Here is a 19308-nt window from a genome sequence, read left to right as displayed (position 1 = left end):
GAGGATGTGCTCCTGAAGAGCCGGATGAGGGAAAACTTCACGTCCGGTTCTGTGAGGGGGCTCATAGTCACCTCGGAGCCAGTACTCCAACAAGAGGTAGGCTATGAGCTCTACTCGACAATACCGCACCCAGCCCGCCGATTAGCCACAGGACGCCAAAGAGCGCGGTAACATTGTTCGTGAAATGGAGTAGCACCGCGATCAGAAAGAACCGTAGTGGCTGTTTGGTGGCAATCCCGTAGGCGACGATCGAGGTGCTCGCGGCGTGGAAAAATAGTCCGGGCAGTCGGACGGGTATCGGCACGCCCAGCGAGAAGACGTAGAGGAAGAACTCGGAGATGCCAAAGCCCAGACCCGTGAGGAACCCGAGCGTAAAGAGCGAGCGTTCCGTCTCGCCGTGTCGGTAAAAGAGCGGGTACGCCTTCGCAAATTCCTCGATGAGCGGGGTGAAGATCGCGGTGGCGCAGATGGTTGCGTAGATGAGCGAGACCGCGGTCAGCTCACAGAGATAGTCACTGAGCGAGCTGAGAAAGAGCGTCAGCGGTACGCTGATGATGATTCCGGAACTCAAGAAGAAGAGTTTCTCACGCATACCCGGCCGATGGCTCGCTCCTTCCTGCCCCATCCGTCCTTGCACCTCACCTTCCGCGATACGACGGGGAATTGATTGCGTCTAGTCCTGTCAGGTCAGCAGTCGAAGCAGGAACTTCACGTAGTTCGTTAGATCGCTAATCCGAACATTTTCGTCGGGCCCGTGTATGTTGCTCTCAGTGGACCGCCAGACCCCGAATGAGCACACCGGCTGCTGTGACTGCTGAACGGCATAGCCCACGTCTAACCCACCCTGAACGCCATTAATCCCTTTCGGAACGCCGAATGCGTCCGACGCTGCGGCCTGCACCCGACTCACCCATTCGTGGCTCGGATCGGTGAACATGGGCGGAAATCCGGGCTTCGGCGTCAGATCCAGGTTAATACGGTGTTCGGCTTTAATGGCCGCTACCGCGTCTTCAAACTCCTTTAGCACGTTGTCTGCCGATTCCTCGGGGATATACCGCCGATCGCCACGTATCCTGCAGCTTGGTGGTATCAGATTCTCCTTCACCCCGCCGTGGATCATGGTGACGTTAAAAACCGGCTTGATATGCTGCTGGCCGGTCAGGTTCGTGATCTCCGGACTGCAGGGTACTGCCGACTCCCGGCGCTCAATCGTTCCTTTCAGTGCCTGTAACTCATGAACGACGAGCGCGGCCTGTTCGACCGCATTAATGCCGAGGAAGGGGTTCGAGCTATGGCTCGATCTTCCGTGTACCCTGAGCTCCCAGTTGAGCACGCCGTTCGTCGCCACGCAGATCCCTTCATTATCCGTATCCATACAGAGCAGATAGTCGCCCTGCAGGAGACCTTCATCGGCGAAGTAGCACAAGCCAGAATACAACCCGAGCTCCTCGTCCGTTGTCAGTAGAACACGTAGCGAGTACCTGCTCTCGAGTCCCTGCTCCTTCATAATGTGCAACGCGGTGAGCAGTGCTGCAACATTCCCCTTCGGATCAGCAACGCCGCGGCCGAAGATCTTACCGTCTTTGAGCACTGGCTCAAACGGCGGTGTACTCCAGCCCTCACCCGCAGGCACCACATCCAGATGCGTGTAGAGATCAACGCTCTCCCGCGCGGCAGACGCTTTCGTGGCGAGCAGATTCGCCCGCACGCCACGCAGATCCGCATCCTTGAGCCGCGCTTTGACGAGTTCTTCAGGCATATCGATACGTTCGCAGGCGAATCCAAACCCTGCGAGCACCGAGCTCAGCCAGTCGACGATCTCGTCATAGTGCTTGCCCGGCGGCACGAACGTGGGAAACGAGATCAGTGTGGTGAGCGTCTCGATCATGTACTGCTGCAGTTCCTTCCGCTCTACCTGTTCTGCCAGATCGCTCATGCGTACCGCTTCCGGCTTCCGCGCCTTCTCTTCCCTGGTCATACAAAAACCTTAAATACGCGCACAAAAATAGTAAACCCGTACGTAACGAGGCGAGGCACACGAACGGAACGGTAGGTACCGAACTGGTAGAGCGCGATGCGAGAGCGATTCAGGTGCACGGTGGTGGATTGGAGCTACGCGTACAGCCTCTGCAGGGATGCGAGTGCTGAGATAAAGGCTGCGGGCTATCGGCCGGAGGTGGTCATCGGTGTCGCCCGCGGCGGCTGGTATCTAGCGCGTGTGCTCTGCGATTTCTTCCTGCTCAAGGAGCTCCTGAGCGTGAAGGTGGAGCACTGGGGATTGGCGGCCACGATCACGGGCGACGCGCGGCTGAGATTTGGCCTTGATGTAAACGCGCAGGAGCTCGCGCGGGGCAAGCGCGTCTTGATTGCCGATGACGTCACGGACACCGGGGATAGTTTGCGGCTCATTGCCGCGTATCTCGAATCCACCGGTGCGAACGAGGTGAAGACGGTGACGATGCACCACAAGACCACCTCCACCTACGTACCGGACTTTTATGGCGAATTGATGCCCGAGTGGACCTGGATCGTTTACCCCTGGAGCATCATTGAGGACGTGCTGGAGTTGTGTGAGCAGACGCTCGCGAAAACGGGGCGCGGATTGACTCTGCGCGAATTACGGGCGGCTCTGAAGCTCGGATTTGACTTATACGTACCGTACACCCAGCTCAGGGAAATCCTGGAGACTGCAGCGTGGCAGGGAAGACTGAAGCGTGAAAAAGAAGGGGAGAAAGAGGTGTGGTCGCGGCTTCGATAAGCGGCTGTGCTTACGTGCGTGTGTGCCGAGCGAACCGAGCACCTCGTCCCTGTCTGCGACGTTAGTCCGGTAGTTAGGATTAGGATGGAAGACCGGTGTGCGTGGTCTTAAACCGACTCGATCCCGAATGATTGCAGGAGCACCTCGGGGTTGATCTTCCCGCTGGTGAACGTCTTTCCGCTCTTCATCTCGTTCACCGTAACTTCCGCAGGAGCGAATGATGCGGGGTCGATCTTGTAGAAGTCGAAGCCAGCGTTCTTAAAGGTGACGTAGAACGGCTGTCCGTAATCCTTCGAGTTCAGTGACGGCACCTGCTTCACGTACCCCTTCAGCTCATCAACGTTCTCGTACTCTACCGTGTAGCCCATCCGGCCACAGTACATGATACAGTCGTTCGTCGCGCCCATGCATTTCAGGTCGTCGCCGACGATTGGCGAGATAGGGATGAGCCCGTGGGCATGCTTGATGGTGTTGATATCCATGCCGAGCACTTCGAGCCGGTGGACGCCAGTCTCAATGCCGCGTGCCGAGATCTGCACGGCACCCGCGATAGAGGCTGTGGGCACCATCACGATGTACAGATCCTCCGGCTCTATCTTACATGCTTTCGCGATCTCCGCGGTCACCTCGTCGTCCGGCATCTTATTGCTCTCCAGGACGAGCACCGCCTCATCCGCTTCATCTTTATAGTCAATCTTCTCGTACAGCTCCTTCGGATTGAGCGAGAGCGCGCGTGCGGGTCCCGAGCCCATGCCGAAGAATTTACCCACTTTGATCCGCCACCCGGCGAATTGTGAGGCCATGCACGCAATGACCGGATGGTCAGTGGTAAGCTCGATCGCTGGCACAACCAGCTTACCGAGGTCAAAACTGCTGAACGTAATATCCGCAAGATCAGCCATACATATCCGGGACACGTACAGCCCGGCTTCAAATCCACCTGCTTCGTTCACGCCTGCATCTATGAGCGTTGTCCCGTTTTCCAGCTCCTCGATGCCCACCTGCAATTCGTCCGCATAGTCCATCATCTCTTCAAAGACGTCCAATCCGTACTCATTCACGCTTATCATCCTTACACCTTCACCTCGGGTATAAGTAGAGCCCTGCACCTATTTATAGGCGTAGCATTCTGTCTTTGATCCGTATGCAATACGTTTACGTGAACCGCTAAGCACGAGGATCCTGAGGTGTTCAGGGAACTGATCTTATCGAACCAGGAGCACTTTAGTTCGCTTCTTCAGCTTCTGCTTCCAGTCCGCTACCTGCTCTTCGAGAACCTGCCGATCAACGAATGCGAAGTCCTCGTCCTTTGCGAGCAACGGCACGGCGTCGAGCGATAGTGCGGGTATTTTACGTGCTGCGAAAGTGTCTGCGGCGGAATGTGAGAGCTCCTTACCGTAGATGACCGCACTCACGCCCTTCGTTGCCACGAGTTCCGCGGTGCTCGACCCGCCGCCACTCCCGTCCTCAAAGAGGACGACATCGCCGCGGGCGATCCCGTATTTCCGATCGAATTCCTGTGTCGCGTCGTGTGTGAATGCGGGGATGACCTTGATCCGCTTCCCGCCCTTTACCTCGCGTTTGCCGCTCAAGCGCTCGATGATCCTCTGTAACTCCTCGGTCTCTCGCGTCCGCGCAGCTACTTCCGCATGCAACCGTTCGATCTCCACGTCGCGCGCGTGTATCAGCTCACTCTTCTTCAACGCGCGCCGCTGTTCCGAGCGCTCGGCATCCAGTTTCCGCTTCAAGCGTCGTATTTCTCGCTCACGCTCGGCTAGGAGATCCTTGAGCTCCGTTGTCCGCTCCTCCAGCAGCGCGATGCGTTCGTCCTTCCCTTTGAGCAGCTGGCGCAACCGCAGAACGGCTTTACCCTCACCCGCACGCTCCTCGCGCGCCTTCGTGCCTGCACCACGCTTATCTCTGCGCCGCCGCTTCTCCTCACGCGCCATGAGCAGTCGGTTAATAGCAGCACTGATCGAGACGCCTTTGACTACGAGCGCCTTCACCTCCGCTTCATCCACGCCTGGTGGGATTTTCTTCTGGATCTGAGCGAATTTCGCCTTGTAGTGCTTGAAGGCGTGCAATGATGCGGCCAGGGCATCACGCTCATGTGCATTGCGGTATACAAAACCCTCGCCCTTCGTCAAGGCGAGCTTCTCTTCCGTGGATAATGATTCCTCCAGTTCGGGGACGCGGGAAGCGATCAAGCTCCCGATCTTCTTCACCATGGCCGGCGTTGGTGCGACATCGGAAGCGATAATCAATGGCCGACCGCGCGCTATTATCCGTGCGATCGCATCAGAGAGCGAATAATTCTTCGCGCTGAATACATCCACGGGGTTGCCGTCAAGATCGAGAATGGCAATGCCTACCGTCGTACCGGGATCAATGCCAACAATCGTATAGGTGCGGCATGCATGCGGATATGCCATTTATATAGTATCTTTATTTCAGGCAGGCATATAAAATCGTCAGTTACCGTTGGGAGACGCAGACTTACTGGTTCGAGCTGAAGAACTGCAGAACAATTTTATATGATCCCGAGCTACTAAGAACCAGCCAAGGGCCCGTAGCTTAGCGGTTAGAGCGCCCGGCTCATAACCGGGCGGTCAAGGGTTCGAATCCCTTCGGGCCCATTCGTCGCGACCAGCGCGTGCAGGTTGCGCTATCGTTCGCTCACGTCATCGAACAGACCGTACACGCAGAAAGAACCAGCCTCACAATCGCATACCGTGACGGGCTGACTGATGAAGCAGGAGCAAAGATTGACCTAACCTATCTGCAGTCTCAGATGCTCAGCACGAACGAACAGTTCTTTCTTGTGCTGCCGGTTACCGTCCGAGATCTCCACGATGAATGAGCGTCCTCGCTCTCCTTTCACGGTGCCCGTCATCCCGTGGAATCGCTGATGTGGCATGCCCTTATGCACGCTCGGATCGATGTGCACATGCACCTGATCGCCCGCTGCAAACTGCTGGATCGCCCTGCTGACCGGAGAGAGACCCCGCTCACGCTTGCGTCTACTCAATTTCTTCCTCGTGTTCTTCCGCTCGCCGTGGGAACGCGCCATCGCATCTTTCCTCGCTTACCTTAGGATAGCAGTACAGATTTATAAAATAAAGCACATTGTACTATTGGGTGTTGAAAATGCTCCTGGAACTTCCGAGGCATACGGAGATTTTTGGTTCGGTCAAAATTCACGAGATGCAACGCGTCTTGAAGATCGATTCGGGGGGATTTATGAATCCCCGAGCAAAGGACATTCCCTTCGAAGTGATCAAGGACGTGCTGAAGCGGTTTGCCATTATCGTGCCCGCGAAGGACGAGAAGATCCATCTGCTGGACGGCGTCTTACGCGCAATCCCCTTCGACTGCACGGTTATTGTGGTCTCAAATAGTAAACGGGAAGCACCGGACTGGTACAAGTTGGAGCGTGACCTGGTCCAGAACCTTCACGAGATCACCCAGCAGGAGCTCATTATCGTGCACCAGAAAGACCCTGATCTCGGCTATGCACTCTACGATGCGGGTTATGATGCTCTGCTTGATGAGCATTCCGTGGTGCGTGACGGCAAGGCTGAAGGTATGATCATTGGTATGCTGCTCGCGAAAGCGCTGGGTAAGGAGTATATTGGGTTCGCAGACGCCGATAATTATGTCCCCGGGTCGGTTCGCGAATACGTGATCGATTATGCTGCGGGCTTCTGCATGGCTGAGTCACCCTACAGTATGGTGCGGCTGCACTGGCGTTACAAGCCGAAAGTGGTAGAGGATAAGCTGTACTTCAAGAAGTGGGGGCGGGTCAGCGAGACCACGAACAAGTACCTCAATCTCCTGTTGTCGCTGCACACCGGGTTTGAGACCCGCATCCTGATCACCGGAAATGCCGGCGAGCACGCGCTCACCACCAGGCTCGCGGATGTCCTGAATTATTCGACGGGCTACTCGGTTGAGCCGTATCACTTCATCTGCCTGTTCGATAATTTCGGGCCGGGCGTCACCGAATATTTTGACCTGGAGGCGGCAACAGCGGGCATTGAGATCTTCCAGATCGAGACGTTGAACCCGCACATCCATGAGGAGAAAGGCGGCCTGCATATCCGTAATATGCTCCTTGACTCGCTCCAGACGATCTACCATAGTAAGCTCAGCAACGACTACGTGCGCGATAAGATACTCGAAGAACTCGGCGACATGCTGGAATGGAATGAGCCGCGGCAGAACCAGATCATACCCTCCTTTGCTGGTGTGGACGCTCTTCAGTTTGAGGAACAGCTTGCTAATACCGCGGAATCATACGCGCGATTTGGCCGGAAGGCGCTCGAGAGTGAGGACGCGAGCACATCGCTGAGCGAGCTAGAAAAGGACCGCACGATTTAGAGCATCCTGGAGGACTTGACTTGGCTGGAGTGAACGAACCCCTGAAGAAAGTGCTCTTCACTGACCTTGACGGAACGCTGCTGGACCTCCAGGACTATTCCTACGAGCCCGCACTTCCTGCACTTGAGCACGTGAAGCGGCATCAGGTGCCCATCATTTTTTGCACGGCAAAAACCCTGGCGGAGAACGAGTATTACCAAGAGCTCCTCGGTGTCCATGACCCGTTCATCGTGGACAATGGTGGTGCCATCTTCATTCCCGAACAGTATTTCTCCTTCGAGTTCGAGGCCCGGAACCAGGGCAAATACCGCGTTATTGAGCTTGGCGCATCATATAACGAGCTCCGAGCTGCGCTGCAGGCGATTCGCGCTGAAACAGGATTCAGCATTACCGGCTTTGGCGACATGACCGCGGAAGAAGTGGCCGGGGATGCGAACTTAACACTCGAGCAGGCGGTGCGCGCGAAGCGGAAGTCGTATAATGAAAGCTTCATCTTTGACGAGCCCCCAGAGAAGGCTGCGGAGCTGGTCGCGAAGATCGAAGCGAAGGGCTTTGCCGTTACCCACGGTGGCCGCTATTACAATATCCACGGGAAAAACGCGGACAAGGGCCGGGCGGTGCAGAAGCTTACGGAACTCTTCAAGCGCGAATATGGCTCCGTGCTGACCATCGGCGTGGGCGATAGCCGGAACGATATCCCGATGTTACAGGCGGTGGATCAGCCGGCGGTGGTGCGGAACAAGAAGGGTGGCTGGCTCGAGTTCGGCGCGCGCAATCTCTATCGAGCCGCGGGCGAGGGTCCAAACGGCTGGGTTGAGGTCGTCCGAAAGTTTATAAACGATTAGCTGATTGGTGGTGGATTGAGGATTATGGCAAAGGAGGAGAAGAAGGAAGAAGAACGGGACACGATTTATCTCGTTCCGCACACACATTATGATGCGATCTGGGCGTTCACGAAGGAAGACTACTTCTATATCAATATGCTGCTCATCCTGAAAGAGGTGGCAGAGCTCATTGAAAAGACCAATTACCGGTTCCTTGTGGAGCAGACCTTCCTGCTGGAGGAGGTAGAGCATCGGTATCCCGAGCTGTTCGAGAAGCTTTCCGAGCAGATCAAAGCAGGTAAGCTGGAGATCGTGGATGGAGAATACCTGATGGCCGACACCATGCTCCCGGCGGGAGAGACCTTGATACGCGAGATCCTGGTGGGCAAGCAATACGTGAAGGAGAAGTTCGGGGTTGACGTGCCGGTGATGTGGCAGGCCGATAGCTTCGGGCTCAATGCGCAGCTGCCCCAGATTTACACCAAATGCGGCTATAAGTACCTTGCGTTTCGCCGGGGAATACCGGAGAATAAACCGTCGGAATTCCTCTGGGAGGGCCTGGATGGTACGAAGATCCTTACCCACTGGATGCCGCTGGGCTATCGCGCGGGACTGGATTTGACGAAGCTGGAAGAGAGCTACAAGAAGCTCAAAGCGTTAGCAGCAACCTCGCACATCCTCATGCCTTCCGGAAGCGGGGTGACCATGCCGCAGCCCGAAACGCCGGCTGTCGTGGAGGACTGGAACAAGAAGCGTGGCAACGAAGCCCTGATGAAGCTGACCACGCCACGCGAATTCTTCGAAGCGCTGGAGCAGGAGACGAAGGACCGCGAGCTCGTGGTCAGAACGGGAGAGATGTACTCCGGCAGATACTCGGAGATCTTCCCGGATGTCAGCTCGACCAGGATGTGGATCAAGCAGGGGCTCGCAGACTACGAGAACTGGATGACCTGCGTCGAGCGCTGGGGCACGATCACCTGGCTCCTCAACAGCTACTATCCCTCTGATGAGCTCCGTGAGAGCTGGCGGAAGATCCTCTTTATCGCCTTCCACGATGTTATTCCGGGCACTGGTATGGACCGGGGTTACGACGAAGTGAAGCAGTATTTGAGTTTCATGAATACCTACATGGCCGCACTCTGCCCGCGTATCTTCGCGGAACTCGTGGATGAGGAATCCAAGCTCGGCAGGTTCACACGCTTCATGGAAGGTGGCGTAGAGAGTGCGAGCGGCGATATTATCGTCTTCAACTCACTCTCCTGGGAGGTCAAGAACTGGTTAGAGATGGATCTGAACTTTCAGCGCGGGCACGTAATCTCGGTCGGCGGCTTGAAATGCGGCACTGAGGAGATCGAAGTGGAGGTCATTCGGTTCACGCGCTATACGGACGACTCGTTGAAGTACGTCCGTCTCGGTTTTGTTGCCACCGTACCGGCGTTGGGGTATAAGGTCTACCGAATAATCGAGCGAGATCCGCGCCGTCTCCCCTTTGATCCCGATTTCATTCGGATCCACGGGAATACCATTGAGAATCGATTCTTTGGTGTTGAGGTGGATCCTGTCACGGGACTGGTCGACATCGTGCATAAGCGCGGGCTTACCCGCAGCACCACGTGCAAGGCGAACGAGCTGGTGCTCGAGGAGGAAACTGGCGACCTGTACTATCATCGCCAGAAATTGTGCATTCCGTTGAAGACTGAGACGGGCGAGGGCGTGAAGTACGGCTCCTTCAGGTTAAAGAATTTCTCGATCGATAAGAGTCCGCTGCGACGGGTGATCAACGTGGATACCGATTATTACTCACTGCGGTGGCCGTACCGGCTGACGGAGAAGATGGAGCCACGGATCTGGCGCCACCGGTTCCTAGAGTGCTCGAAGAAGATCGTGGTGTACAAGGGCCTTTCACGGATCGATTTCGTGACCACCCTTATGGACAAGCACCCGCGCACGCGAACGCGAGTCCGATTCTCGACGAATATCAAGAGCGATAGCTATGTCTGCGGCACCCAATTCGGCACGATTACCCGTCCGCTGAGTGAGGATCGGTGTGACCAGCAAGATGAGTTTGAGAGCTGGGTTGAGGCGCCGCGGGGAGTCTGCCCCTCACAGCAATGGCTTGATTATTCTGATGACGAGCGGGGACTGACGGTGATCCATCATGGAATACCCGAGAACGAGCTGCGGGACGGTAACATCTATCTCACCCTGCTCCGGAGCGTCTCTATGCTCTCTTCAGATGGTAAGGCAGGTCCGGCGGTACCGGTGCCTGACGCACGTGAGCTGAAACGATACACCTTCCGGTACGCCATCCATCCGCATGCCGGTGATTGGCGAACTGCACACTCTTACCGCCGGGCACAGGAGTTCAATGTCGATCTGGACGCAATGCAGCTCTCGCGTGACGTAAAACTGCCACAGCAGCGCTCATTCTTGAAGATCACACCGTTGAGCGTGATGCTCTCGGCACTGAAGCGAGCTGAGGACAAGGCAGGCGTTATTCTCCGCTTCTACGAGGCGGACGGACGCGAGACTGAGACCGAAATACAGCTCTTCCAGGTGCCCCGGGAAGTGACGGTGGTCAATATGCTGGAGGAGGAAGATCCGGCGTTGACCAAAGAGGTGATCCAGGACGGTGCCACGCTCAAACTGACCCTGAACCCCTTTGAGATAGTGACGCTGCGATTGGCATTCTGAGCGCTCAGGGCAGCGTTTCTGTATCCTGATTGCTCTGGCCCTAGATCACTCTGAAGACCAAACGAACGTACCGCGAACGTGGAGAAGATCACCAGAGATGTTGTTGTACGTGCGGCTCGGTGAGAAACACCGCTAAAACCGCCGCTTCACGGCGTGCTCGGACCAGCTACGTGCGCGACTTCACGAGCATTAAGCAGAGCATGACGCGGTTCTCGAGGTGCTGAATCGTTGACAATGTAGCGCCCCCCAAAACGTCCGTACGCTACCCGATTGCTTGCCGGTTTCGCGGCAGGACGTATCTGAACCTATCAGCGAGTGCGCGCGGCGAAACGCGCATCAGGGAGCTAGATTGGCGAGAGCAGGGAACGGGTTAGCGCTCGATTAGGGCAAAATTATTCAATTTAACAAAGTCTTTTATGCGATAACGTTGTTAAGATAAGTATAGTATGGAGCGAATTCGTACGTGTCCGGAGTGTGGCTCGAAACATATCGTGATGGATCCCAAGCATGCAGACCTGTACTGCGCTGATTGCGGGGTAGTGTTAGCGGAAGCTTTGATTGATCAAGGCCCTGAATGGCGCGCTTACGATCAGGAGCAAGCCGCACAACGGGTACGGACCGGGCCTCCACTGAGCTATCGACTCCATAACAAAGGTTTGAGCACGCCGATCCCAAAAGGACTTCCGCAGACCTTTCGGTTGCGGGGCCGAATTGGTCTGGAGGGTGGGGATAAGACCCTGATCCTCGCGCTTGGCGAGCTGGATCGAATGGCATCGGCGCTCAAGTTGCCAGCGGATGTGCGAGAAGAGACTGCCATTTTGTACCGAGAAGCGATGCACCAAAATCTGATCAAGGGGAGGAGTGTAGAGGAACTGATATCGGCAATGCTTTATATCACCTGCAGGCAGTATGGCATACCTCGAACCCTGAAGGAGATTGTGGTGGTCTCAAAAATGCCGTTGAAGAAGATTCGGCGTGCATACTTGTTCCTCATTAAAGAGATGGGGATAAAGCTCGCACCAGCAAGCCCTGCACGCTTCATACCACGGTTCTGCTCCATGCTCGGCTTAAGCAGCAGCGTTCGAGAGCGCGCGATACAGATCATTCGTAAGAGTGGCGGCATGGGCATGGCGAAAGGGTGGTCACCCACAGGAACAGCGGGTGCTGCGATCTATCTCGCATCACAAATGAGTGGCGAGCCCGTGGATGAGTCTTCGATCGCCAAGGTGGCTGGAACGACCCCGATCACCATTCGAACCCGGTATGAAGAGATGCAAAAGCGGCTGCAGCTCACGAGTTGCTGAATGCTCGTTCGTGCTCTACGTAACGGTGATCAGCCGTCCCAGATCGACGCACCCGAGCATGAGGTTGCATCCTCCAGGTTTTTTTAGATAGCCACCCTGAGCACTGAGCAGCTCTCGATTAGTAAGCGCCGCCCATAGCCATGCCCGGATAGCCCGCTTCCGGCGGCATACCGCCACCTTCCGGCTGCTGCTCCTCTGCACCAGACGCAATAACGTCATCGATTCTCAGTACCATCGTTGCCGATTCTGCTGCCGATCCAATAGCCTGTGTCTTTATCCGCAGCGGCTCAATGACCCCGGCTTTCAGCATGTCCGCTATCGTTCCTTTGTACACATCAAGACCAGCATACGTCTTACCCGACTCATGCGCGGACCGCAGGGCAACGAGCATGTCAATAGGATCCAATCCGGCATTCTCAGCAAGTGAGCGCGGAATGACTTCGATGGCATCGGCAAAGGCCTGGATTGCCAGGTGCTCCCGACCACCCACGGTTGCCGCAAAGTCACGCAGCCTGAGCGCCAGCTCGATCTCAGGAGCGCCACCACCAGGAACGTATTTACCGTCCTCGAGCGCGCATGCGGTTACCCGTAACGCGTCATGCAAGCTCCGCTCCAGCTCATCCAGCACGTGCTCTGTCCCCCCGCGAAGCAGAATGGAAACGGATTTCGGGTTCCGGCAGTCCTTAACGAAGATCATCTCGTCACCACCGATCTTCTCTTCTTCCACCACGCCGGCCCCGCCAAGATCTTCCGGTCTGATCTCATCAAGACTGGTGATGATCTTACCCCCGGTTGCCCGGGCGAGCAACTTCAAATCGCGCTCTTTAACCCGTTTCACGGCCATAATATCCGCTTTTGCCAGATACCCCTGGGCAAGATCGTCGATCCCCTTCTGGCAGAAGAGCACGTTCGCTCCGCTTTCCTGCACCATGTTCACCATCTCCGCGAGCATCCCCCTCTCCTCATCCAGGAAGGTTTGCAGCTCGTCGGGCGCGGAGATCTCGATTTTCGCGTCCACTTCGGTCTTTTCGATCTCGAATGCGGCGTTAACGAGCGCTATTTTCGCTTTCGGCACTCGTTTTGGCATTTCCGGGTGCGCCCGCCCTTTATCCACCAGCATACCGCGGATCAGGGTAGAATCCCCCGTCCTGCCGCCGGTCTTCTTCTCCACCTTTATCTGATCAGTATCGATCTTCTCCGCATTATCTTCTGCAACCATGCGCACGGCATCGACCGCGAGTGTGGTGAGTAGATCTTTCTCTATACCCGCGCCTTTCCCGGTCATCGAGGTCTGTGCGATCTTCTGCAACGTATCCGTATCGGCCGTCGAGACCTCGAGTGCACTGTCGCTCAATATCTCGCAGGCCTTCTCCGCAGCGCTCCGAAACCCCGCGACGATCACGGTTGGATGCACATCTTGCTCCAGGAGGTCTTCGGCACGTTTCAAGAGTTCACCCGCGGTGACCACCGCGGTCGTCGTGCCGTCGCCGACCTCGTCATCCTGCGTCTTCGCGATTTCGACCATCATCTTTGCCGCGGGATGCTCGATGTCCATCTCTTTGAGAATCGTCGCGCCGTCATTGGTGACGATGATATCCCCCATGGAATCGACCATCATCTTATCCATCCCTTTGGGCCCTAGAGTTGACTTAACTGCAGAAGCGATGACTTTTGCGGCGAGGATGTTCCTGCTCTGTGCGTCTCTTCCCTGTGTGCGTTCACTCCCTTCCTTCAACACCAAGATGGGTGTTCCACCTAACTGCTGGGCCATCTTTCTTCACGGTATCAGGTAAGATCCCGGGCTATAAGTATATATAACATTTTAATTGCGATCGGCTGGTTATTTATATGTTGATGTGGTATCTCATCTTGATACAGCGCGCGAGCAATCAATAATGATCTCTGTGGAGAAAGCGATCCTCTGCCTCCTGTCTCACGAGCGAGACGTTCCGGTCGAACGGATGCTGACCCTCCTGAGAAGCTTTTCAGGATCTGAAGCGTCGGTACGGACGTCCCTGTCCCGGATGAAGAAGGCGGGTTTGGTGGTGAGCCGCCGTAAAAATAAGGGAGCACGGTATTCACTCACCGAGCAGGGCAAGGCGGCACTCGTCCTGCGAGATTTCCGGGCGCTTCGGCGAGCGCGCGAGTGGGATGGCCGGTGGCACCTTGTCACCTTTGACATCCCCGAGCGCCTGCGGTACAGTCGCGATGCGCTGCGGAAGCACCTGCTCTTCATCGGGTATGGCATGCTGCAGTCGTCCGTCATGATCTCGCCCTATGATAAGCATGCGGCGGTGAAAGAACTCATAGCGGACTACGGCATTGAGGATCATGTCGAGTTCTTTTCCGCATGCTACGAGAGCGGGGGGCGCGTTGGAGAGCTCGTGCCCAGGATTTGGGATCTCAAACGGCTGGAGCGCGAATATCGTCACTTCATCGCCCTGTATCGCGAAGAGCTGGGGGTGATACGGGAACGTGTAGCGCACGGTGAGCAAATCGATCCGAGCTACCTGTTCTTGAAGGGCATCGAGGTGAATGACGCCTTTTCACGTATCTTTTCGGTGGATCCGCAGCTTCCACCAGAGCTCCTCCCTGCAGATTGGATCGGATTCACGGCCGAACGTGTCTGTGAGGTGTATCTCACCTTCCTGGCGTCACGGGCACCGGTGAGTAAATAAAGAGTAGGGGTGCCGATGCACCCTCATACGTGATCTATTCCGGTTGCCTGTTGCTTAGCTTAACCAGGATTACGAGACGAAATCAGCGGCTCGCGGCATCTCCGGCTTCAACCCTTTCCGTTTCCGTACGTCCAGCACCTTCTCACCAAAGAGGTTCTGGGGGATGGGTTTGAAGCCCGCGAATTCAGTGCTCCAGAGCGCTCGGCCCTCGGTTACCGAACGGATGTCGCCAGCGAAGCCGAACATCTCCGCTACGGGAGTCTCGGCCTGCAGCGAGACCATGTCGGCCTCGGTTTGGATATCCAGTATCTGACCTCTTCTGCCCTGTAGCTCGTGAGTGACATTCCCGAGCAGGTTCTGGGGTATGCTGATGAACACCGTTTGGACTGGCTCGAGGAAGTTCGCCTTAGCGAGCAGGATAGCGGCGAACAGCGCGCTGCGCACTGCTGGAATCACCTGAGCAGGGCCACGATGGATCGCATCCTCATGCAGTTTCACGTCCATGAGTTTCACCTTGATGCCGCGGCACTTCTCCTTCGCCAGCGGTCCCTGACGCATGACCTCTTCAAAGCCCTCTATGACCAGTTCCATCGTCTCTCGCAGGTACTGGATACCTTTGGTCATGTCAAGCAGCATATTGCCTTCGACGATGCTGACCACATTCTTGGCCTCTTCCTTGTACATACCAGCTTCGATCAGCTGATCACGCATCGCCACCTTATCCTTGCCCATCTGAATGTCCCCGGACTGTATCTTCTCAAGGACCGCAGGCTCAAGTGGCTCGACCTCGAAATAGAACTTATTATGCCGGTTCGGCGATTTCCCCTCTACCGGCCCCGCAGGGGACTCCACCGTCTCTCTAAAGACAACGATGGGTGGTGATGCGATGATGGGCACGTTCTCATCGACATTAATTTGGTGCGTAATGATATCGAGATGGAGTTCACCCATACCAGAGATCAGGTGCTCTCCGGTCTCTTCATTGATCTCGACGCGAATCGAGGGATCTTCCTTTGCCAGCTTCCTGATTACGTCAATCAGGCGCGGCAGGTCCTTCGTGTTCTTCGCCTCGACCGCGACGGTAACCACCGGCTCACTGTAATGCTTGATACTCTCGAAGGGCGTCATCTCCTTCGACGAGAGCGTGGAGCCAACAATAGCATCCTTCATACCGGCGAGACCCGCGATGTTACCTGCGGGCACGTTATCGACCTCGACGCGCTCCTCACCCATAAAGATACAGACCTGCTGGATGCGGTTCGTCTTGTAGAGGCCGGAGATGATCAATTCATCACCGCGCTTCAGCGTCCCGCTGAAGAGCCGTCCGGTTGCCACTTCGCCTGCATGGGGGTCCACTGAAATATCGGTGACCATAAAGGCGACATCACCGTCCCGGTTACACGCGACCATGTCCTTCCCGATCGTGGAGGTGTCATCACCACGCCAGATCACGGGCACACGGTATTTCTGTGCCACCAGGGGGTTGGGCAGGTGCTCCGTGACCATATCGAGCACGGCAACATGAGCGGGGCATTTCTGCGCCAACTCCTTCATGGTACCCGCCTTACAGTAATCATAGACCTCTTTGAAGGCGATGCCGGTGCTCTGCATGGTTTTGACGCTCACGGCCCAGTTATACAATGCGGAGCCAAACGCGACATTACCGGTCGCCGCATCGAGCTTCCACTCTTCATATTTCGCCGGGTTCATGCTCTTGATCAGCTTGTTCATCTTCGTGATGATCTTACCGAGCCGGTTCTGCATCTCCTGTGCATCCACCTTCAGCTCATTGATCATCCGATCGACCTTGTTGATGAAGAGCACGGGCTTGACATTCTCCTTCATCGCCTGCCGCATCACGGTCTCGGTCTGTGGCATCGCGCCCTCCACAGCATCGACGACCACGACCGCGCCGTCAACGGCACGCAGCGCCCGTGTCACGTCACCGCCGAAATCCACGTGCCCGGGCGTATCAATCAGGTTAATGAGATACGACGTACCCTTATAGTCATAAACCATGGAGGCATTCGCGGCGAAGATCGTGATCCCGCGCTCCTGCTCCAGGTAATAGAAATCGGTGAAGAGCTGCGCTCCCGCCAGTTCATTCGATATGATCCCCGCACCTGCAAGGAGGTTATCGGTCAGCGTAGTCTTGCCGTGGTCGATATGCGCAATGATCCCGATATTGCGTATTCGCTCGGTCTTGTCCATCAATACTTTAACTTTTTCTGCGGCTTTCTTGCCTCGTGTTGCCATTGTCCTCCATCTCCTTTCGCTTCTCTCTCTTTCTCGCTCTTGGAAGTGTAGTGTTACATCCAATCCTCTAAAGATTTAAGTATTAATATAGTCTAGGAGAATAAAGAACTGAACGAAAGCCCGGGTGGTGTAGCGGCCTATCATTGAGCCCTGTCGAGGCTCGGACTCGGGTTCAAATCCCGACCTGGGCGTACTCTGCAATGCACATATAAAGCCGGCGTGCGCGTACTTTACCGTGCGGTATGCTGGGACTACTCCGGCGGGTAAAGAAGCTGACGCAGCAAACCCAACCACACTACTCTGAGAAAATCGTGCGCATCACCGAGTCCGCCACGATCAATTGAGCGAGCACGAAAATCCGCGGTGGACTGATCATGGCGCTGCTCGAGCCGCTACCCCGACCAACCGCAAACGATATTTTCCGTGGCGATCTTTGTAAGAATCATCATACGTGCGTAATCATGCGACCGAAACTGGTGCTCGTGGCCGTGATTGTTGCTGTGGTCGTGCTCATCGCGCTACTGCTCGTGGTCGTATCGCCACCTGAGCACTACGAGCCCGGAGCGAACGCTGCGCGCGAACCGAGTGAGATGCCGAAAATGGAGCCCGGGGGACGACTGAAACTGCCCGAACCGCGATATGCGAGTAACACCTCAGTGGAAGCCGCACTGGCGCAGAGAAGATCGCTACGGGCGTATTCGGGCGACGCTCTCACGATTGAGGAGCTCGCGCAGCTACTCTGGGCAGCGCAAGGAGTAACGACGACCTGGGGCGGACGAACCGCGCCCTCTGCGGGCGCGCTCTATCCACTCGAGCTCTATGTTGTGGTCGGCACGGTCACAGGCCTGGACGCGGGCGTGTACCGGTATCGTCCCGCAACCCACGAGTTGGAGAAGAGGCGCGAGGGCGATCTTCGTGCTGAGCTTGCCGAGGCCGCACTGAGCCAGGGCTGTATCGGTTCCGCGGCGATCGATCTGGTATTCTGTGGCGTCTTCAATCGCACGACCGTGAAATACCGCGAGCGCGGGATCAGATACGTCTATATGGAAGTGGGTCATGCCGCGCAGAACGTGTATCTGCAGGCAGAGTCTATGGATCTGGGCACGGTGACTATCGGCGCGTTCGATGACGCGGAAGTGCAGCAGCTCGTGGGCATGCAGGAGCAGGAGAGACCGCTCTGCATCATGCCGGTGGGGAGAAAGGGATAGACGTGCCATGCTCGACCTCCTCAGTTTCTTTACGCAGATACCTATAAGGAAGGCGGTACGGATAAACACCGTCATCGAGCAGAGTTTTCTCTTCCCCTTTGTCGCCGCCTTGATCGGGCTTGTGGTCGCCGGCGTTGCCTTCATCGCCTTTGCAGTATTAGGTTCGAGGACCGAGCTTGCCGCGGTGCTCACGCTAGTCGCGCTTTACCTGCTCACCGGCTTGCTGCATCTTGATGGCCTGGCGGACTTCTTTGACGGGCTCATGACGCCGGGCACCGCGGAGGATAAGCGCCGAGCAATGGAGGATAACCAGCTCGGGATAGGCGGGCTCTTTGCCGCGCTCGCTGTGCTCCTCGTAAGCATCTTCGCGATTGAGGCGACTGGAGCGAAAATCTCGGCCTCGTTCAGTTTTGACCACCCCACTTGCAGCGTATTACGCACTCGCCGGGATCTTCGTGGTTGCTGAGGTCGCAGCGAAGCTGAGCATGCTCACGTGCATGTCCTGCATCCGCTCCGCAGTCGCAGGCGTTCGGCGGCGATATGAGGCGGTGACATCTGCGTGCATTCAGCGTTTATGAAGATAGCGGAATGCGGTAACACGCAGAAGAAAGGCGAAGAAGGCGCGGAATGCAGCGGAAGCCGTGAGGAAAACACACTATTCACTACTATCGCGTGTACCGCAATCCATGCCGCGTCGAGCCGTTTTGCCGTTATGTCATGCCCTTTAGGCGGATTTTCGTCAAGACCGCTAGCTTATTAGCAAGAACGCGTGAGAGCTAATGGGTGTCCGCCGCCTTGACTGTACCATATGGCAAATAGCTTGGTAAGCATGGTTAAAACGCTAGGTGGTTACGATCCTTACTTGCCGTTCAGACGAGCAAGCGAGGCGGAGACGTCTGCGCTTGCTTGCGTCGGTGCGAATTTCTGAACTTTCTGCTCAGCTCAGCAGCTCAGGCGTATCGCCGGTATCCAGGACTCGTGCCGCTTGCTTGAGGTCCACGAAGTCCTCGCAGGTGATGACGCCACCGGTTGCGTTCCATGACGGCTCGTGAATGATCTGCGGGTAGGGGCCGGTGCGAAGGATATATCGCGGTTTTCGTCTCTTTCTTCCGTTCAGCTCGAGCTGCAAAAAAGGAGGTGATGGGCACAGAAAGCAATGCCCATCATCCTCTTGTTCTTTTCTTTTCTTTTCTTTTCTTTTCTTTT

16 protein-coding genes and 2 tRNA genes are annotated in these 19308 nt (G+C 56.1%); 10 read left to right on the top strand and 8 right to left on the bottom strand.

Going from position 1 to position 19308, the window contains the following annotated elements; all coding sequences use genetic code 11:
• Positions 1–67 precede the first annotated feature (67 nt).
• Positions 68–625, bottom strand: coding sequence for a PrsW family intramembrane metalloprotease (locus ENN68_04060; protein ID HDS45256.1), 558 nt, complete (start codon positions 623–625; stop codon positions 68–70).
• 57 nt (positions 626–682) lie between these two features.
• Entirely contained in the window at positions 683–1978 is a 1296-nt protein-coding gene (locus ENN68_04055) for a M20 family peptidase (protein HDS45255.1), read from the bottom strand.
• Between the two features lie 96 nt (positions 1979–2074).
• Here ENN68_04055 and ENN68_04050 point away from each other — a divergent pair, with 96 nt between their 5' ends.
• The gene (locus ENN68_04050; protein HDS45254.1) at positions 2075–2758 is read left to right on the top strand and encodes a phosphoribosyltransferase; all 684 of its coding nucleotides are present in this window, start codon (positions 2075–2077) and stop codon (positions 2756–2758) included.
• Positions 2759–2865: 107 nt separating this feature from the next.
• On the opposite strand, the gene mch is transcribed toward ENN68_04050, so the two are convergent.
• Both mch and ENN68_04040 read right to left on the bottom strand, forming a co-directional pair.
• Positions 2866–3828, bottom strand: a complete 963-nt coding sequence (gene mch, locus ENN68_04045) for a methenyltetrahydromethanopterin cyclohydrolase (GenBank protein HDS45253.1) — start codon at positions 3826–3828, stop codon at positions 2866–2868.
• 135 nt (positions 3829–3963) lie between these two features.
• Positions 3964–5190: a DUF460 domain-containing protein gene (locus tag ENN68_04040; protein ID HDS45252.1), complete on the bottom strand. Its 1227-nt coding sequence runs from the start codon at positions 5188–5190 to the stop codon at positions 3964–3966.
• A 131-nt stretch (positions 5191–5321) separates the two neighbouring features.
• Between ENN68_04040 and ENN68_04035 the strand changes: the two genes are divergently transcribed.
• A tRNA-Met gene (locus tag ENN68_04035) sits at positions 5322–5394 on the top strand.
• Between the two features lie 134 nt (positions 5395–5528).
• Here ENN68_04035 and ENN68_04030 read toward each other — a convergent pair.
• Complete coding sequence (locus tag ENN68_04030; protein ID HDS45251.1) at positions 5529–5828, bottom strand: 50S ribosomal protein L21e; 300 nt, start codon at positions 5826–5828, stop codon at positions 5529–5531.
• A gap of 77 nt (positions 5829–5905) precedes the next feature.
• On the opposite strand from ENN68_04030, the gene ENN68_04025 reads away from it, so the two are divergent.
• The 4 genes from ENN68_04025 (at position 5906) to tfb (ending at position 11960) form a co-directional block, all read left to right on the top strand.
• Positions 5906–7138 carry a mannosyl-3-phosphoglycerate synthase gene (locus ENN68_04025; protein HDS45250.1) on the top strand — a complete coding sequence of 411 codons (1233 nt, stop codon included), beginning with the start codon at positions 5906–5908 and terminating at the stop codon, positions 7136–7138.
• Positions 7102–7983, top strand: coding sequence for a mannosyl-3-phosphoglycerate phosphatase (gene mpgP / locus ENN68_04020; protein ID HDS45249.1), 882 nt, complete (start codon positions 7102–7104; stop codon positions 7981–7983). The genes ENN68_04025 and mpgP overlap by 37 nt, the downstream gene beginning before the upstream one ends.
• 24 nt (positions 7984–8007) lie before the next feature.
• Positions 8008–10656, top strand: a complete 2649-nt coding sequence (locus ENN68_04015) for a glycoside hydrolase (GenBank protein HDS45248.1) — start codon at positions 8008–8010, stop codon at positions 10654–10656.
• A 446-nt stretch (positions 10657–11102) separates the two neighbouring features.
• Positions 11103–11960 carry a transcription initiation factor IIB gene (gene tfb / locus ENN68_04010; GenBank protein HDS45247.1) on the top strand — a complete coding sequence of 286 codons (858 nt, stop codon included), beginning with the start codon at positions 11103–11105 and terminating at the stop codon, positions 11958–11960.
• A 118-nt stretch (positions 11961–12078) separates the two neighbouring features.
• Here the strand turns inward: tfb and ENN68_04005 are convergent, their stop codons facing one another.
• Positions 12079–13731, bottom strand: a complete 1653-nt coding sequence (locus ENN68_04005) for a thermosome subunit (protein ID HDS45246.1) — start codon at positions 13729–13731, stop codon at positions 12079–12081.
• Positions 13732–13855: 124 nt separating this feature from the next.
• Between ENN68_04005 and ENN68_04000 the strand changes: the two genes are divergently transcribed.
• Positions 13856–14638: a hypothetical protein gene (locus ENN68_04000; protein ID HDS45245.1), complete on the top strand. Its 783-nt coding sequence runs from the start codon at positions 13856–13858 to the stop codon at positions 14636–14638.
• A gap of 69 nt (positions 14639–14707) precedes the next feature.
• On the opposite strand, the gene ENN68_03995 is transcribed toward ENN68_04000, so the two are convergent.
• Positions 14708–16894 (bottom strand): elongation factor EF-2, encoded by a 2187-nt coding sequence (locus ENN68_03995; protein ID HDS45244.1) that lies wholly within the window; start codon positions 16892–16894, stop codon positions 14708–14710.
• A 118-nt stretch (positions 16895–17012) separates the two neighbouring features.
• Here ENN68_03995 and ENN68_03990 point away from each other — a divergent pair.
• The 3 genes from ENN68_03990 to ENN68_03980 all read left to right on the top strand — a co-directional run bounded on the left by ENN68_03990 (position 17013) and on the right by ENN68_03980 (position 18568).
• A tRNA-Asp gene (locus ENN68_03990) sits at positions 17013–17085 on the top strand.
• Between the two features lie 270 nt (positions 17086–17355).
• Entirely contained in the window at positions 17356–18102 is a 747-nt protein-coding gene (locus ENN68_03985) for a SagB/ThcOx family dehydrogenase (GenBank protein HDS45243.1), read from the top strand.
• Positions 18020–18568, top strand: a complete 549-nt coding sequence (locus ENN68_03980) for a hypothetical protein (GenBank protein ID HDS45242.1) — start codon at positions 18020–18022, stop codon at positions 18566–18568. Before ENN68_03985 ends, ENN68_03980 begins: the two co-directional genes overlap by 83 nt.
• A 471-nt stretch (positions 18569–19039) precedes the next feature.
• On the opposite strand, the gene ENN68_03975 is transcribed toward ENN68_03980, so the two are convergent.
• Entirely contained in the window at positions 19040–19231 is a 192-nt protein-coding gene (locus tag ENN68_03975) for a hypothetical protein (protein HDS45241.1), read from the bottom strand.
• Between the last annotated feature and the right edge of the window lie 77 nt (positions 19232–19308).

It is taken from the genome of Methanomicrobia archaeon (assembly GCA_011049045.1).
Lineage (GTDB): Archaea > Halobacteriota > Syntropharchaeia > Alkanophagales > Methanospirareceae > JACGMN01.
The sequence above is the reverse complement of the archived record's forward strand: the minus strand, read 5'-3'. Positions and strand labels throughout refer to the sequence as shown.